The following is a 17,229-nucleotide window of genomic DNA, read 5'->3' as shown; positions in this document are numbered from 1 at the left end:
AAAGAGCGGATTTTTTCTGTTACTCTGTTAACTGATCAACTGTTCGATAGGCAAGAAGTCCCAGCAAGACACTAGCCATCGGAAGCAGGGTTGTCAAAATACCTGTATGCAATGGGGAGTTGAAGAAGAAATGTAGACCGATACTTGCCGCAATCCAAAATAGACCTTGAACTGTTGACATGGATTTTTGTTTGGTAAAAAGTGCCACCATACCAATAGCAAAGAGCATGGTAAATACCCAGTGAGTCCAACCAGCCTGTCCCACACGACCGATAATAGTCTCAAATCCATCTAGTTTACCAATAAACATATCACGAAAAGTGAACATGATATCTTCAACGATTTGGAAACTAAGACCAGCGATGATACCACTGACCAAGGCATGTTTGAGAGTCATTTTTCTTGCAATTAGTAAAACTAAGACAACTACTAGAGCTTTGCCAAACTCTTCTGCAAACGGGGCAGAAACAGCAGCCCCCCAGTCATAACGAAAATCATCACTGACCTTAACAATCTCTAGCAAAAAGTAGCCGATAGCAGTGTGTCCATAGTCTGAAAAAGCCACTCCGGCAGTTAGTCCCAAAATCCAACTCAAATGACTGACTTTTTTAGAAATTGCATAGCGTTTTTCCAAGTAGCGGATAAAATAGACCAGAGGAATGATATAAAGAGCAGCAACAGAAATAGTCAGCAAAAATAAGGGATACTTGGCTTCCATCCCATTTGGTTTAGCCAATTCTTCAAAGATAATTTGACAGCCTTTTACAAAGCCAAAGCTGGCTAAAAGAATCGGGAAATAGGTTTTACAATAGTGTAATATGGTTCGCATTGAAAACTCCTTTGTATTAATCAATTAGTGTATGAATACATTGTATCAAAAATTATGATATCTTGTCTAATTTTTATCTGTTTTTTTCGCTAAAATGTTGCAAGATTTCACTGCCGTAGCAGAATTGTGCCAAAAATTTTCTTTTTTGATAGACTAATGGTGAAAAATAATGAAGGAGTATTTTATGGAACAATATGATTTAGTAGTCATTGGTTTTGGAAAGGCTGGTAAGACCTTGGCAGGTAAGTTGTCAGCAGCTGGGAAGAAGGTTGCCTTGGTGGAAGAAAATCCTACTATGTTCGGTGGGACTTGTATCAATATCGGCTGTATTCCAACCAAGACTCTCTTGGTAGCTGCAGATAAAAACTGGACGTTTGAGCAGGTCATGGAGCAAAAGGAAACAGTCACCACTCGCTTGCGGAACAAAAACGAGGCAGTCTTAAAAGGCAGTGGTGCTAGTTTGTACCAAGGACATGCGCGTTTTGTGGCGGATAAGGTTGTGGAAGTGTCAGCTGGTGAGGAATCCCTCCAACTGACTGCGGAGACTATTGTCATCAATACAGGTGCTAAGTCGCGCGTGCTTCCAATTCCAGGTTTGTTGGATACAGCTCACGTGTATGATAGTACAGGTATTCAGAACTTGGAAACTCGTCCTGATAAGTTGGCTATTATCGGCGGAGGTAACATCGGTCTGGAATTTGCTGGACTCTACAGCAAACTCGGTAGTCAGGTGACGGTATATGAAGCTAGCTCTGCTATTTTACCAAGAGAAGAGGAAGTGGTGGCTAAGTTAGCCAAGGAGTATATGGAAGAAGCTGGCGTGACCTTCGTCTTGGGTGCGAAAATTGAGCAAGTAGCAGCTGCGAGCGAGCAAATTGCTGTGACGGTAAATGGCGAAACGGCAGTCTTTGACGCTGTCCTCTATGCGACAGGTCGTGTGCCAAACACTGCTGACTTGGGCTTGGAAAATACAGCGATTGAGCTTTTGGAAAATGGTGCTGTCAAGGTGGATGACTACTGCGAAACCATCGTTCCAGGTGTCTATGCAGTGGGCGATGTCAATGGCGGTCCACAATTCACTTACACATCCTTAGACGACTTCCGTATCGTCTTCGGCAAGTTGACTGGAACAGGAACTTATAGCTTAAGCCAACGTAAGTCTATTCCAACCAGTGTCTTTATCACGCCTGTGTTGTCTCGTGTCGGTCTGACCGAGAAAGAGGCCAAGGAAGCAGGTTACGACTACATTGCCAATGAACTGCCAGTTGCCAATATGCCGCGTGCCCATGTCAATAATGACCTCAAAGGTATTTTCAAGGTTATCGTGGATAAGGAAACGAAGCTTGTTCTGGGGGCGACTCTCTTTGGTCGCAATTCAGAAGAGTTGATCAACCTGATTGCTATGGCAATTGACAATAAGATTCCTTATACCTACTTCAAAACACAGATTTTCACCCATCCGACTATGGCTGAGAATTTGAATGATGTCTTTAATTTTTAATCATTTTTTAGGATGATTTTGTTGAAATATAATATCCCCCTAATCATTTCGACTAGGGGGAATTTTCTATCTTGCCTCCAACTCTTTTCCATGCGGTAAGGTTGTTACAATGTTTATGGTAGCGGTATTTGCTCCTGTTTGATTTCTCTGTCGAGTCCGTTCTGAAAAATCTTGGCGAATATCGTTTAGGACTTGTAAGATAACTTTTTCTGGGGCTGTTGGGTCATAACTTATTTTATTGACCAAGTGGCTATAGAGTAGAGTATAGTGTTTGAGAGCTGCTTTTCGAACCTCAAAACTGTTGATCTTTTCACGCGTGCTGGTGTCTTGACTTCTTTTTAGATAGAGACGATAAGTGCGTTCGTGGCTTTCACGGAGATTGGCGACAGCCTCATCTAAGAGAAGGAGATTAACATCTTCTGCGTAAGGTGGTTTTGCCAGTCGGGCTAGCAGGGAATCGATCAAAGCAGACGATTCTTGCATGTTACTAGACCGTGTATATTTGTATAATTTGATGAGTTCTTGCAGGCGGTGATAGGCTTGTAATTTCTCTGGTGTTCGCGTATTTTTAAAGAGTTTTAATCCATTGACAAAGGCAGTGTAGTCGGCCTTCCGATTCTTTACGGCCTTGTTTAGTTCGCTAGTCATGTCTGAGCCACGTTTTTGTTTTATACTTTTTTTCAACATGGGCAAGGATTCTTCTAGCTGATTGATGAGGTCAGTTACCATAGAATCATTGGTAGATGAACGATACTGTTTCAAGGTATCTACACTACTAGTGATGAGTTGTGTAAATTCTGCTTGATTCAATCGTTGTGTATATAAAGGGATTCTGATTTTCATTTGTGTTCCTCACTATCTTTTTTGTGGTCATCTATTTATTCGTAAATATGTAGGAGAAAAATATGAAATAGAAAAAAATTTTTTAAAAACTTGTCAAATCATACGGTTTTCCTATAATACAATTTTATTTTTTAAAAATCACAATGAAATACAATGATATAAATGTTTAAAAGTAGTGAATCAATTTGATTTGCATATTTAAAAATTGTTTTTGAAATAAAATCATTGGTTTGGCTTGTTTTCAAATTGAAATGATATGATCTCAGTTTGTTTATTGCATACCTTGCACACATTTTTCTTTGTTTAGGCAATTCCGTGGTACAATAAAGTATCAACTATTGGAGGTTTTATATGAAATGGAATAAAAAGTTAGTACTTGGTGCTGTATTAGCAACCAGTCTAGTCACCTTGTCTGCTTGTCAATCAATTTCAAATTGGTGGAAAAATACCAAGGAAGAATGGATTGGCTTGGAGATGACGGTACGGACTTATGATGAAAATTCTCAATTAATCGATGAAATGTCTGGCAAGTCCCTATCGATTTCGCGGAATCAGGAATTTGACTCAATGGATGCCGAGGGCTATTCCAATGCGGATTCGTCTGTTTTGAAAGTCACACTTGGCAATTATGAAATTGACCATGTTGGTTCGTCCTTGATTGCGGCAGAAGAGGGCTTAGAGGATTTGTTTGCCAAGTATCAGACAACGGTTGACATGTCCAATTATGATTATGCTATTCCTGTTGTCAATCGGATGGTCTCTAGCCTGAAAAATGATTTTACAGGCAAAGCCAAGGTGGTCTTGATTCGTTCACAAAATGGGACACCGCTTGCTACTTATGTAGGTGATAAAGTGTCTCTTTATGCCTCTGATGCACCTAAGACTTCTGAACTCTTGATTGATGACAAGCGTTTGATCATCTATCGTTGTGACTATACCATTTATGATAGAGAATTACTGGAGAACTAGATGATAGACATTCGTTCCGCAAGGATAGAGGATGCTGCAGACCTGGTGGCAATTTATGCTCCTTATATAGAAAAGACAGCTATTACCTTTGAGACTCAAGTACCGACTGTAAGTGAATTTGCAAGTAGGATTGAGAAGACTTTGGGGAAGTTTCCCTATCTGGTCGCAGTAGAAGAAGGGAAAATTCTTGGCTATGCCTACGCTTCGACCTATTATGCCCGTGCTGCTTATGATTGGACGGTGGAATTATCTGTCTATATCAATCAAGAAGCACGAGGAAAAGGGATCGGTACTATGCTCTATGATGCCTTGGAAGAGGAATTGATCGTGCGTGGTTTTAAGAACTTCTTAGCCTGCATTGCTCTTCCAAATCCTGCTTCCCTTGCCCTCCATAAAAAAAGGGGCTATGAACAGGTGGCACATTTCAAAAAAGTTGGTTATAAATTTGATACATGGCATGATATTGTTTGGCTTCAAAAATCTCTTGTAGGTAAGTAAAATGAAGATTGAAGAATTAGAAAAACGTTTGTTGGCTGTGGCGGATGCCAGTCAAGCTCAACCCATGAAAGCCTATATGAAGAATCACTTTGACTTTCTAGGTGTTCGGACACCTGTTCGCCGAAAAGTTGCTAGGCAATTTTTCAAAGAATATAAGGCTCAGGGAATTGACTGGGACTTTGTAGAGGCTTGCTGGGCCAAACCCTACCGTGAGTTTCAGTATATTGCCATTGATTATCTGGTCTCCAAGAAAAAAGACCTGGTCTTCGCTGACCTGCTCCGCTTGAAAAAGCTGGCTCAGACCAAGTCTTGGTGGGATAGCATTGACGGACTGGACAAGTTAGTTGGTAAGATTGTGTTGGACAATCCAGAGGCCAAGGAGACAATCTTGGAATGGAGTGTGAATGATGATTTCTGGTTGAGGCGAATTGCCATTGACCACCAACTCTTGCAGAAAGAAAAGACAGATACAGAGCTGTTGGAGAAAATCCTGGTCAATAATCTTAATCAGACAGAATTTTTCATCAACAAGGCAATTGGCTGGAGCTTACGGGATTATTCTAAGACCAATCCTGCCTGGGTCCGAACTTTTCTTGACAAATACCGTTCCCAAATGGCAGGCTTGTCCATCCGTGAGGCTAGTAAGTATATATAGGAGGAGCCATGTCTAAAGTCTATGAATTTGAAGCCCTTATCCATCCAGTGCCAGACAAGGGTGGAGCCTATGTCATCTTTCCTTATGATATACGAGAAGAGTTTGGCAAGGGGAGGGTAAAGGTCCATGCCAGATTTGATGGTCATCCCTATGATGGCTCCATTGTCAATATGGGAGTTAAGGATGAAGCAGGCAATATCTGTTACATTATTGGCGTTCAAAAGGCTATTCGAGTGACTATTGGAAAACAGGCTGGTGATAGAGTACAAGTAACCATTCAAGAACGAATGGAGTAATCAGGCTTGCAAATCCTTGAGATTATGGTAGAATAGATTCATGCGATGAGCCGAGTAGTGACTTTGTCACATTCGACGCTAGGGAGGTCTTCATTTAATTGAAACGCAGGAGCGGACCTTGAATAGTTGTGTGAACCTTCTATTCTCATCGGAAACGATGCCCTTGCCCACTTAGGTGGGCTTTTTTCTACCATTTGTCAAGCCTATCAAGGTATTTGATGAAAAATATTTTGAGTTCAATAGTCAAAATAAGGAAATTGTTTTCTTTTGGACTAAAGTTTCGTGTAAAAAAGAGTACACGAAATTAACACCTTATGTTGAAAATTTTTGATAAGGTGTTACAATAATATTGCATAAACAATCTTACTGATTTTGGGTTAAAGTGTAATCGTAAAGTTTGTTATGCGTTATGAGGTAATACATTGTCCGAATGAGACGATGTATGGAGGCAATCGTGTGTGGCTTTGTAGAAGTCGTTTGCGATTGTCTTTTTCGTTTCTCATAAAAGTCGGCGATATGGCAAGGATTGGTGTGACTGGCTGAAGCGATATTGTGAATGCATTTGAACAGAATCTTTCTAGCGTAGGGATTGCCACGCTTGGTAATGTGTTCCTTAGCGAGGAAGTTACCAGATTCATAGTGTCTCAGGTCAATACCGATAAAGGCATTGATTTGATTGGCAGACTGAAAACGGCGAATATCTCCCAGTTCACCAATAATACTTGTTGCAGTAGTCTCAGCTATTCCAGGAATAGAGAGCAGAATGTCATATTCAGGTAATGGCTGAGCTAGTTCCACCATTTGGTCTAGGACAGTTTGTCTCTGTTCAGAAAGCCGAAGCAATTCTTTTCCATAGTAACGCACCTCTTCCAGCATTGGAGAGGTTTTCTTGACGGCACAATAAGATTGATTAGCTAGTGCTATCAGCTTCTCAGCTAAGTACGCCACACGCTTGTCAGAAATCCGTTTTGAGGTGGACTGACGAATGCTCTCTGAGAGTTCGTCCTTGCTTAAATGAAGCACGAAGTCCTTGCAAGGAAAAGCTATGACCAGGTTCCAGTATTGTTCGCCAGATGGTGTTGATAAGATATTTTCCAATTCAGGAAAAGTGACTTGTAAGACCTTGTGCAGACGGTTTTTAGCTCGAACAATGTCCTCGGTCAGATTCTGATAGAAACGGCTAAGATCCCGCAAGTTTTGGTAGACTTCTTCTTGGACATAAGTGGGTTTACGATTCAGCACAAATTGAGATTGAGCCAGTTTTTCGGCGTCAATTTGATCTGTTTTCCGCACACGCAAGCTATCCAGTTGCTTCTTAGCTTCTAAGGGATTAAGCCGTGTATAAGCATAGCCATTATCTTCTAGAAAAGTTTGGAGACGGCGAGAGTAGACACCTGTTGCTTCAAAGATGATTTCTGGCTTATGGACGGTTCTCAAATCGCCAAGTAGCCAAGCAAAGCCTAAGGCGTCATTGGATATGGTATAGCCATGAACTTTCTCACCATTGACTAGAATGGCCACTTCTGAACTTACCTTACTCACATCAATCCCAAAAACTGCACGCATGATATTACCTCTTTGTCTTGAATGATTCCTTGTTTTAGTGATGTCATTTTCAATACTCGACGTCTGGCGTCCCACATACTTTGATAACATTCTTTCTAAAACAGGTGTCTTGCCAGTTTTTGTTGCGACGTCTAGCGTCAAAAAGCCCTACGACTTAACAAGACACCTCTACTTTATCATAAAGAAAAAGTAGTGAGTACTCTCTCCCGTCGGAGATTTCCTCACTACTAATCTTAGTATGTTTTTGTATTTCAGACTTTCCATTTATTGAAATTGTGGTATAATTATGAAATAACAAATTTTTAGAAAATTTTGAAGAATTGACTAAAGGAGATTTCTATGGCTTATGTAGTAGCTGTTGTTGGTGCAACTGGTGCAGTTGGTGCCCAAATGATTAAAATGTTGGAAGAGTCAACACTTCCAATCGAGAAAGTGCGTTTCTTGGCTTCTGCTCGTTCAGCAGGCAAGACTTTGCAGTTTAAGGGACAGGACATTGTCATTGAAGAAACAACAGAAACAGCCTTTGAAGGAGTAGATATTGCCCTCTTCTCAGCTGGTGGCTCTACATCTGCCAAGTATGCTCCATATGCGGTAAAAGCAGGAGCGGTTGTCGTAGACAATACTTCGTATTTCCGTCAAAATCCAGATGTGCCTTTGGTTGTTCCTGAGGTAAATGCTCACGCGCTTGATGACCACAATGGTATCATTGCTTGCCCTAACTGCTCAACCATTCAAATGATGGTTGCCTTGGAGCCTGTTCGTCAAAAATGGGGCTTAGAGCGGATCATTGTATCTACTTATCAGGCAGTTTCTGGTGCAGGTATGGGAGCTATCTTGGAAACGCAAGCACAGCTTCGTTCTGTCTTGAATGATGGTGTGGAACCAAAAGCGGTAGAAGCTAACATTCTTCCTTCTGGAGGCGATAAGAAGCACTACCCAATCGGTTTCAATGCGATTCCGCAAATCGACCTCTTCACAGACAATGACTACTCTTATGAAGAGATGAAGATGACAAAAGAGACTAAGAAAATCATGGAAGATGATAGTATTGCTGTTTCTGCAACCTGCGTCCGTATTCCAGTCTTGTCAGCTCACTCTGAGTCTGTTTACATCGAAACTAAAGAAATTGCACCGATTGATGAAGTGAAGGCAGCTATTGCATCCTTCCCAGGAGCTGTTTTAGAAGACGATGTGGCTAATCAAATTTATCCGCAAGCCATTAATGCTGTTGGTAGCCGTGATACCTTTGTCGGTCGTATCCGTAAAGATTTGGATAAGGAAAACGGTATCCACATGTGGGTTGTTTCTGATAACTTGCTCAAGGGTGCTGCATGGAACTCTGTGCAAATCGCTGAGACTCTTCATGAACGTGGTCTAGTTCGTCCAACTGCAGAATTGAAATTTGAATTGAAATAATTAATGGATAGGCTTGATTGAGAACCATTGGTTCAAATCAGCCTTTTTTGGAAAGGAAGTATAAGAGAGGAATGCCATGTCTATTCAAGAGTTACGAGATGTAAAAATTATTACAGCTATGATTACACCATTCAATGAGGATGGTTCGATAAATTATGCAGTCTTGCCCGAGTTGGTTGAGCATCTGTTGTCCCATCACACAGAAGGGATTCTGTTGGCAGGAACAACTGCTGAAAGTCCAACCCTTACTCACGCGGAAGAATTAGAATTATTTGCTGCCGTGCAAAAGATTGTCAATGGTCGTGTCCCCTTGATTGCAGGTATCGGTACCAACGATACGCGCGATTCGATTGAGTTTGCTAAGGAAGTAGCGGCATTCGGAGGCTTTGCGGCTGGTCTTGCCATCGTGCCTTATTACAACAAACCTTCTCAAGAAGGAATGTATCAGCACTTTAAGGCCATTGCAGATGCTTCAGATTTGCCAATCATTATCTACAATATCCCAGGTCGTGTCGTTGTTGAAATGACGCCAGAAACCATGTTGCGTTTGGCAGAACATCCCAATATCATTGGGGTCAAAGAGTGTACCAGCCTTGCCAATATGGCTTACTTGATTGAAAACAAGCCAGAAGATTTCTTGATTTATACAGGTGAGGACGGAGATGCCTTCCATGCCATGAACTTGGGAGCAGACGGTGTAATTTCAGTGGCTTCCCATACAAATGGTGATGAGATGTATGAGATGTTCACAGCCATTGAGCAACAAGATATCCGAACAGCAGCCGCAATTCAACGTAAGTTTATTCCGAAAGTCAATGCCCTCTTCTCCTACCCAAGTCCTGCACCGGTTAAGGCAGTTCTTAATTATATGGGATTTGAAGTTGGCCCGCTCCGCTTACCATTGGTACCATGTCCAGAAGAAGATGCCAAACGCATTATCAAAGTCGTAGTGGACGGCGACTACGAGGCAACTAAAGCCACAGTAACAGGAGTCGTACGACCAGATTATTAAAACAGTCAGGGAAGTGACTGTTTTAACGCGAGCCTAAAAATATGAAAGCGAGCTAGTCCAGTGGACGTTTTTAACCCGAGCTCAAAAACCCGAAAGCGAGGATAGTCAGGGAAGTGACTGTTTTAACCCGAGCCTGAAAATACGAAAGCAAGGACAGTTTTATGAAAAAAAGATTTTATTTTAATTCATAAGACACCATTTTCACTCGATCCAAACCAAGGTGTTAACTTCCATTTTAGACGTTTTATTTAAGTTTATTCAAACATATCAGATATCTGGTGTGTTTTTTAGTTGCAAGCCTTTTCAATTTCGGGTAATTCTTGTTATAATAGCAAAAAACAAATAAGGATCTTGTATGGAAATTATTATTATTGGAGCTTCTTTTGCTGGATTAGCTGCAGCAGTAGAGGCAAGAAAAACCTATCCTCAGGCTAATATTTGTCTGATTGACCAGGAAAAAGAAGTTGGTTTTTTTCCAAATGCTTTTAATTGGCGAATGAAAAATCGTATTTCGACTTGGGAAGAAGCTACTTGTCAACTCTATGAGGAAGTTGTTGCTTCGGACATTGAGCTACTCTTGGAAACGCGATTCTTAAGCTTATCTCATGAGGAAAATGTAATCCAAATCAGTCAAAATGGTCAAGTAAAGAGTCTTTCTTTTGATTATTTGATTCTTGCTATGGGCTCCTGTCAGGTCTGGGAATACCAAAGTCAGGATAGCAGGGAGAGAATGCTGTCTTGTAAATCGAAACGAGAGGCTTTATCAGCATTTGAAAAAGTCGCTACTGCCAAAAAGATTTCAGTTATTGGCGCAGGGCAAATTGGCTTGGAAACCATTGATGCTTTATCGGAGTATCCCATTGAATTGCAGTTGATTGAGTCACAAGAGTGGCCGCTGGCAAAGTATTTTGATCAAGAGATGACAGAGTTTATTCTAGAGGAATTAGACAGACGAAATATCAAAACCTATTTCGGTCAAACAGTTAATAGGCTAGGGATTGAGGATGGTAGTCTTGTCTGTGAAACTTATGAAGAGAGCATTCAGGCGGATTTTGGCCTCCTAGCAACGAATTTTAGACCCAATAGTCAGTTCTTGCAAGGGCAATTAGAACTCGATCCAGATGGTTGCTTGGTTGTTGATGCCTTCCTGGAAACCAGTCGACCAGGAGTTTTTGCGGTCGGCGACCTTATACGACTTCCATTTGCTTTTTTTGGTCAAGCCTATCTTCCAATGATTAACCATGCAATTTTAACAGGTCGCTTAGCGGTTGCAAATTTACAAGAGAAGAAGCGTCCCTTAAAAGACGTTGTGCGTATTGTCTCCAGTCGGATTTTTGGGGTAAATATGACAAGCGTTGGTTTGACAGAAAAAGAGGCGCAATTGTGGCTGGACACAGATGTTGTTCGTATCCAGCAACCTTATAGTCAATGGGATAAGGAAAAATTGGATTTCAAGCTGGTTTTGAGCCAGACCGATGGTCGTCTTTTGGGTGGGCAATTGATTTCAAAATCGGATCATCTGGCACAAATGAATCAGCTGGCTTTTGCTATTCAGCAAGGTTTAAGGATTGAGGATTTGTTGCAACAATCTTGGCTTTGTCTGCCACAACAAACTGCTCTGGTTCCCATTTTAATAGAAGCTGCCAACTATTATTACCATGATAGACGGAGAAGGGAGGGGGACTTGTAGTGCATATTGCCCACTTATTAGAAAAACGAGAAAATGCCATTCTTCATCTGATGCTAGATTTGCAAAGAATGGGGCATGCTCTTAGTTTGAAAGAAGCATGCCGACGTCTTGATGTGTCACGATCAACTCTTCTTCGCTATATTACAACTTTTAATGAAGATGCGGGCGTAGATGAATTAGGCTTGGAATTTTCCTTAGAAGACGAAAATCTTACTTTGAAACGGTCTGCAAGTTTGTCTAGTCAGGAATTGTTGGGCTATCTCTGTCGTCCGAGCTTACGCTACCAGCTTTTACTTTGTTTACTCGATCGCAATGATGTATCAATTCCACTATTGGCTCAAGAATTGTTGGTTAGCGAAGCAACGATTAGCCGTCAATTAGCCAGTCTCAATAAACTGCTCAAGGAATTTCAAATTGGAATCAAGGGTGGGAAATTAAAAGGGAGTGAACTACAGATACGCTATTTCTATTTTAATTTACTGTGGCTAACCCAGCCAGCTTCTGATTTTGAACTGGATCGGGTTTACCAGGAACAATTGGCCTACTTACCTATTTTTGAAAGACAGTATCAATCATCCTTTAATCCTCGTCAAGCCCACCAATTAGGCCTGTGGTTGACCTTGGTACAAAAACGCATGCGCTTAAAGGATCTGGATTTCCAGTCGACTTATGAAATAATGAAGCCCTATCATCAGCATAAATTTTACCGTCAATTGCGCAGCCTTTTTCTCACCATGAGTCAACAAAAATCAAGCTCCTTTCAAGAAGGAGATGCCATGACGATTTTTGCTTTTCTATTTAGTCAAGGTATCTTGGCTGCCCATCAATTAGAGCAATTACTAGGTTTTGGTGGCCCAATCATGGAAGCGACAAGTTGGAGTTTTCAGGAACTAAAAACTTCAATGCAGATGGAGTTGATGATGGAAGAAGAGAGCCTTTATCAACTCAATCAAGTCTTTAGTCAGCTCTATTTTTTTCAATCTTGGATTGAAACAGGCTTTGAAGAATGCCCTTCCTGTCCGACAGCCCTACAGGATTTAGCCAAGCAAATACTGATTTCAGTTCAAGAAAATTGGTTTCAGCATGTGACAAAACCAATTGCTGACCAGCAGTTTCAAGCTATGGTCCAACTCATTGTTTATCTTTTACAAGTTGAGAGAACCAAGGTTCGCCTCGCTTTGGCTTCTAGTTATTCCAAAGTAAGGAATCTTCCCTTGTTCCAATACTTGCAACAGGAATTAGACGGGAATGGTGCTCTGCAGTTTGAATTCTTCGAAAAAGGAAAAGACTATGACCTGATTATATGCTTGGATTACCCTCTGACCAGCTCTCATACCTATCAGCTTTTTTCCTATCCACATCCATATGATATTCTCGCTCTAAAAAAGATTATTTCCTCTCTACATCTTCAAAAACTTGACCAAGCCAAGCGATTGTTGGAAGGAGAGTATTATAAGATTGAGCGCCGATAATCAATCAGCTTCCTAGAAAAATCTAGGAAGTTTTTGTATGTTTTGTATGATTCATAAGTTGGTTTAATCCTTGATAGAAGGATGTTTTATCAGATTTTTTGTAAAATGTAAAAAAAATGATAAGGAAAAATTCACAAAATAGTTTACAATAAAGTCACAAGGAAAACGGAAGCGTTTTCAAGAAAACAAAAATGGGGAGGACAGGATATGTCTGCAGAAAAATACATTATGGCCATTGACCAAGGTACAACGAGCTCACGCGCCATCATCTTTAACAAAAAAGGTGAAAAAGTGGGTAGTTACCAAAAAGAATTCACGCAAATTTTCCCTAAACCAGGTTGGGTAGAACACAATGCCAATGAAATTTGGAATTCCGTCCAGTCTGTCATTGCGGGATCCTTTATTGAAAGTGGTGTTCGTCCAGACCAGATTGAAGGGATTGGGATTACTAACCAACGTGAAACGACAGTTGTTTGGGACAAGGAAACAGGACTTCCAATTTACAATGCCATTGTCTGGCAATCTCGCCAGACAGCTCACATTGCAGATCAGTTAAAACAAGATGGGCATGCAGACCTCTTCCATAAGAAGACAGGTTTGGTTATTGATGCCTACTTTTCAGCAACCAAGGTTCGTTGGATTTTGGATCAAGTTCCTGGAGCCCAAGAGCGTGCAGAAAAGGGAGAAATCCTCTTTGGAACCATTGATACTTGGTTGGTATGGAAATTGACAAATGGCAAGTGCCATGTGACGGACTACTCAAACGCGGCACGTACTATGTTATACAATATCAAAGAGCTCAAGTGGGATGATGAAATCCTTGAATTGCTCAATATTCCAAAAGCTATGTTGCCTGAAGTTCGTTCCAACTCAGAAATCTACGGAACGACAGCTCCATTCCATTTCTACGGAGCAGAAGTACCAATCTCTGGTATGGCAGGTGACCAACAAGCAGCCCTATTTGGTCAGTTGGCCTTTGAACCAGGTATGGTGAAAAATACCTATGGAACAGGTTCTTTTATCGTTATGAATACGGGAGAGGAAATGCAGCTTTCTGATAATAGCCTCTTGACCACTATCGGTTATGGTATCAATGGCAAGGTCTATTATGCGCTAGAAGGTTCAATCTTTATAGCAGGATCAGCTGTGCAATGGCTTCGTGACGGAATGCGGATGGTCAAAGAGTCACCTGAATCGGAGGAGTTGGCTCGTAAGTCCACTAGCAATGATGAAGTCTATGTTGTACCAGCCTTTACTGGCTTGGGAGCTCCTTACTGGAATTCAGATGCGCGTGGATCTGTTTTTGGATTGACGCGTGGAACAACCAAGGAAGATTTTGTGAAGGCAACTCTTCAATCTATTGCCTACCAGGTACGAGATGTTATTGATACCATGCAGATTGATTCAGGTATTGATATCTCTGTTTTGAAAGTAGATGGAGGCGCGGCTATGAACAGTCTTCTCATGCAATTCCAGGCTGATATTCTTGGCATTGAGATTGCGCGTGCGAAAAACTTGGAGACAACTGCTCTTGGTGCAGCCTTCCTAGCAGGTCTGGCAGTTGGTTTCTGGAAAGACTTGGATGAATTGAAAGAATTGAATGCAGTTGGCCAATCCTTCCAACCAGCTATGAATGAAGCTCGTAAAGAACAGCTTTATAAAGGCTGGAAAAAAGCAGTTGCTGCAACGCAATTATTTGCACAATTGGATGAAGAGTAAAGAAATAGAAAGTGTGAAAACATGGAATTTTCAAAAGAAACACGTCGCTTAGCGATTGAAAAAATGCAAGATAGACAGTTGGATCTCTTGATTATTGGTGGCGGTATTACGGGGGCTGGAGTAGCCCTCCAAGCTGCTGCTAGTGGCATGGAGACAGCCTTGATTGAAATGCAAGACTTTGCCGAAGGGACATCCAGCCGTTCAACCAAATTGGTTCACGGTGGACTCCGCTACCTCAAACAATTTGATGTAGAAGTGGTTTCCGATACAGTTTCAGAACGTGCGGTTGTACAAAATATTGCGCCTCACATTCCCAAGCCAGACCCAATGTTGCTTCCTGTCTATGATGAAGAAGGTTCGACCTTTAGTCTCTTTCGTTTGAAAGTGGCTATGGACCTCTATGACCTCTTGGCTGGTGTTAACAATACAGACCTTGCCAATAAGGTTTTGACGAGAGAAGAAGTCTTAGAGCGGGCACCTCACCTGAAAAAAGAAGGCTTGCTTGGCGGTGGAGTTTACCTTGACTTTCGTAACAATGATGCTCGCTTGGTTATTGAAAATATCAAACGTGCAGCTAAAGATGGTGCCTTGATTGCTAGCCGTGTCAAAGCTGAGAAATTCATCAAGAATGAGGTTGGAAAAGTTGTTGGTATCGTCGCGCGCGACTTACTGACAGACAGCACCTTTGAAATTCGTGCACGATTGGTTATCAATACAACAGGACCTTGGAGCGATGAAGTGCGAAATCTTGGTGGCGAAGGTTCAGGTGTCTTTCAAATGCGTCCAACCAAGGGTGTACACCTAGTTGTCGATAGTTCTCGTTTGTCTGTTCCTCAGCCAACTTACTTTGATACAGGTCACGCAGATGGTCGCATGGTCTTTGTCCTTCCACGCGAAAATAAAACCTACTTTGGTACGACAGATACGGACTATACTGGCGATTTGGCGAATCCGACGGTAACCCAAGAAGACGTTGACTATCTTCTTGAAATTGTCAACAATCGCTTCCCAGAAGCTAATCTGACCATTGATGATATCGAAAGTGGTTGGGCGGGACTTCGGCCGCTCTTGTCTGGAAATGGTGCTTCTGATTACAACGGTGGAAATAATGGTAAACTTAGCGATGATAGTTTCAATAGCTTGATTGAAACAGTCAAAGCTTATTTGAACAATGAAAAGACACGGGACGATGTGGAACATGATTTGAGCCATCTCGAAGGCAGTGTTTCTGAAAAACATTTGGATCCGTCTGCTGTATCACGCGGTTCTGCCCTTGATCGTGATGACAATGGTTTGCTGACTCTTGCTGGTGGTAAAATCACAGACTTCCGTAAGATGGCAGAAGGTGCCTTGGAAAAAGTAGCAGACATCCTCAAAGAAGAACATGGGCGCAGCTTTAAACTCATCAATTCTAAGACCTATCCTGTTTCTGGTGGAGAATTGAACCCTGCAAACGTAGCAGAAGAAATTGAACACTTGGCACAATTAGGGGTGAAAAAAGGATTGGACTACGACGATGCCCTCTATCTTGCTAACTTGTACGGTTCAAATGCGCCAAAAGTATTTGCCTTGAACCATAAAGTAGAGGCTGTGTCTGACCTTAATCAACGTGATTTGCTTTCTCTTCATTATGCCATGAAAGAAGAAATGACTTTGACAGTAGTGGATTATCTGCTTCGTAGAACAAACTATATGCTCTTTATGCGGGAACAACTGGATGGAGTTGCTCCAGAAGTGATAAAAGAAATGGCAGCTTACTACGGTTGGACGACAGAAGAAGTAGCACAACAAGAAGCCTTGCTTATAGCTACTCTAAATAAGAATGATTTGACCTACCTAAAAGAAAAATAATATACTGGAAAAGGAAGTAATTTCGAATCTGCTAGGAAATCAAGGTCAAAGAAATTGTTAGCCTAGCTGACGAATAGAAGTTGGAGGAGGAAGAATGAAATTTTTACGTTCTACAATCGGCTATATGATTGCCGGTATGATTGTTATGAGTGTATGGGGTGCTTTTGCAAATGCCTATGGTATCGCAGGTGGCTACTTTGCTGCATTTATTATTATAGGTCCCATGTGGTTTATGAACCATTACCTTGGCTTAATCAAACATGATCCAGATTCAGCATTTGTTGATATGGGATTAGGAATTGCCTTGTGCGGAATTTTCCGTGATGCCTTTCTGTATGGTTTTGGCAGTGTGGTAGATTCACTACCAACCATCCTTTTGGTCCTAGTCGGAGCAGTTTTGGGTGGATTGGTAGCAGCAAAAGTTGAAGAAGATATGGAAAAAGATTAAGGAGGAGCTGTGATGACAATTCAACAAGCAATTGCAACTGTTGTTGGTGCATTTATCTTTCCCTTCGTCATTCGAATGATGTGGGGAAAAATGGTGGATAGCTGGGGCCCGATCGGTGGTTGGGTAGCAGCAGCCATGATTGTTGGTACCATCTGGACCTTGAATCATGGAGTTGGTTTAATGACCCAATCCGGTGACGTTTGGGTCGATATGGGACTTGCAGCTGGTGTTGGCGTCTTTGTGGCGTCGGCTGCAAGAGGTGGAAAAATTGGAAAAGCCAAAGGAAATATTCTAGCAGCAGTTGTTGGTGGTTTGATTGGCGGTTTGCTCCTCTCATTCATTTTATAGGCCTATAAACAGTTGAATCCTTTCATTTGTGGAAATGAATAGTATAGAAGTCTGGACTAGATCCAGGCTTTTTTGAGCATTTTAGTTTCTTTTGTCTTTAACTAGTGATAAAATAA

General features: G+C 41.5%; 16 protein-coding genes. 13 read left to right on the top strand and 3 right to left on the bottom strand.

Going from position 1 to position 17,229, the window contains the following annotated elements:
- Nucleotides 1–19 precede the first annotated feature (19 nt).
- Entirely contained in the window at nucleotides 20–829 is an 810-nt protein-coding gene (locus tag PXH68_RS04880; protein ID WP_248028166.1) for a PrsW family glutamic-type intramembrane protease, read from the bottom strand.
- Nucleotides 830–1,013: 184 nt separating this feature from the next.
- Here PXH68_RS04880 and PXH68_RS04875 point away from each other — a divergent pair, with 184 nt between their 5' ends.
- Nucleotides 1,014–2,330 carry an FAD-containing oxidoreductase gene (locus PXH68_RS04875; protein WP_248028167.1) on the top strand — a complete coding sequence of 439 codons (1,317 nt, stop codon included), beginning with the start codon at nucleotides 1,014–1,016 and terminating at the stop codon, nucleotides 2,328–2,330.
- A gap of 66 nt (nucleotides 2,331–2,396) precedes the next feature.
- Here the strand turns inward: PXH68_RS04875 and PXH68_RS04870 are convergent, their stop codons facing one another.
- On the bottom strand, nucleotides 2,397–3,173 hold the full coding sequence (locus PXH68_RS04870) for a DUF6261 family protein (RefSeq protein ID WP_248028168.1): 777 nt from the start codon (nucleotides 3,171–3,173) through the stop codon (nucleotides 2,397–2,399).
- 351 nt (nucleotides 3,174–3,524) lie between these two features.
- Between PXH68_RS04870 and PXH68_RS04865 the strand changes: the two genes are divergently transcribed.
- Genes PXH68_RS04865 through PXH68_RS04850 form a run of 4 tightly spaced genes read left to right on the top strand, consistent with a single transcriptional unit; the run spans nucleotide 3,525 to nucleotide 5,591 of the window.
- A complete protein-coding gene (locus tag PXH68_RS04865; protein WP_248028169.1) occupies nucleotides 3,525–4,142 on the top strand; it encodes a DUF5052 family protein in 618 nt (205 codons plus the stop codon).
- Entirely contained in the window at nucleotides 4,143–4,640 is a 498-nt protein-coding gene (locus PXH68_RS04860; RefSeq protein WP_248028170.1) for a GNAT family N-acetyltransferase, read from the top strand.
- Nucleotide 4,641: 1 nt separating this feature from the next.
- Entirely contained in the window at nucleotides 4,642–5,295 is a 654-nt protein-coding gene (locus PXH68_RS04855; protein WP_248028171.1) for a DNA alkylation repair protein, read from the top strand.
- An 8-nt stretch (nucleotides 5,296–5,303) separates the two neighbouring features.
- Nucleotides 5,304–5,591 carry a DUF1905 domain-containing protein gene (locus PXH68_RS04850; protein WP_248028172.1) on the top strand — a complete coding sequence of 96 codons (288 nt, stop codon included), beginning with the start codon at nucleotides 5,304–5,306 and terminating at the stop codon, nucleotides 5,589–5,591.
- Between the two features lie 363 nt (nucleotides 5,592–5,954).
- Here the strand turns inward: PXH68_RS04850 and PXH68_RS04845 are convergent, their stop codons facing one another.
- Nucleotides 5,955–7,157 (bottom strand): IS110 family RNA-guided transposase, encoded by a 1,203-nt coding sequence (locus tag PXH68_RS04845; protein WP_316716070.1) that lies wholly within the window; start codon nucleotides 7,155–7,157, stop codon nucleotides 5,955–5,957.
- Nucleotides 7,158–7,496: 339 nt separating this feature from the next.
- Here PXH68_RS04845 and PXH68_RS04840 point away from each other — a divergent pair, with 339 nt between their 5' ends.
- The 8 genes from PXH68_RS04840 (at nucleotide 7,497) to PXH68_RS04805 (ending at nucleotide 17,113) form a co-directional block, all read left to right on the top strand.
- Nucleotides 7,497–8,573, top strand: a complete 1,077-nt coding sequence (locus PXH68_RS04840; protein ID WP_248028653.1) for an aspartate-semialdehyde dehydrogenase — start codon at nucleotides 7,497–7,499, stop codon at nucleotides 8,571–8,573.
- Nucleotides 8,574–8,649: 76 nt separating this feature from the next.
- Nucleotides 8,650–9,585 (top strand): 4-hydroxy-tetrahydrodipicolinate synthase, encoded by a 936-nt coding sequence (gene dapA, locus PXH68_RS04835; RefSeq protein WP_205030767.1) that lies wholly within the window; start codon nucleotides 8,650–8,652, stop codon nucleotides 9,583–9,585.
- 355 nt (nucleotides 9,586–9,940) lie between these two features.
- Nucleotides 9,941–11,275 carry an FAD-dependent oxidoreductase gene (locus PXH68_RS04830; protein ID WP_248028652.1) on the top strand — a complete coding sequence of 445 codons (1,335 nt, stop codon included), beginning with the start codon at nucleotides 9,941–9,943 and terminating at the stop codon, nucleotides 11,273–11,275.
- Nucleotides 11,275–12,747, top strand: coding sequence for a helix-turn-helix domain-containing protein (locus PXH68_RS04825; RefSeq protein WP_248028651.1), 1,473 nt, complete (start codon nucleotides 11,275–11,277; stop codon nucleotides 12,745–12,747). The genes PXH68_RS04830 and PXH68_RS04825 overlap by 1 nt, the downstream gene beginning before the upstream one ends.
- A 207-nt stretch (nucleotides 12,748–12,954) precedes the next feature.
- Entirely contained in the window at nucleotides 12,955–14,466 is a 1,512-nt protein-coding gene (gene glpK, locus PXH68_RS04820; protein ID WP_158454967.1) for a glycerol kinase GlpK, read from the top strand.
- 21 nt (nucleotides 14,467–14,487) lie between these two features.
- On the top strand, nucleotides 14,488–16,317 hold the full coding sequence (glpO, locus tag PXH68_RS04815) for a type 1 glycerol-3-phosphate oxidase (RefSeq protein ID WP_248028650.1): 1,830 nt from the start codon (nucleotides 14,488–14,490) through the stop codon (nucleotides 16,315–16,317).
- Between the two features lie 94 nt (nucleotides 16,318–16,411).
- Nucleotides 16,412–16,765 (top strand): Lin0368 family putative glycerol transporter subunit, encoded by a 354-nt coding sequence (locus PXH68_RS04810; protein WP_205030763.1) that lies wholly within the window; start codon nucleotides 16,412–16,414, stop codon nucleotides 16,763–16,765.
- Between the two features lie 12 nt (nucleotides 16,766–16,777).
- Nucleotides 16,778–17,113, top strand: coding sequence for a Lin0368 family putative glycerol transporter subunit (locus PXH68_RS04805; RefSeq protein ID WP_248028649.1), 336 nt, complete (start codon nucleotides 16,778–16,780; stop codon nucleotides 17,111–17,113).
- Nucleotides 17,114–17,229: the final 116 nt, after the last annotated feature.

This window comes from Streptococcus sp. 29896 (genome assembly GCF_032594915.1).
GTDB classification, from domain to species: Bacteria; Bacillota; Bacilli; order Lactobacillales; family Streptococcaceae; genus Streptococcus; species Streptococcus suivaginalis.
This window is presented reverse-complemented; position numbering and strand designations above follow the sequence as displayed.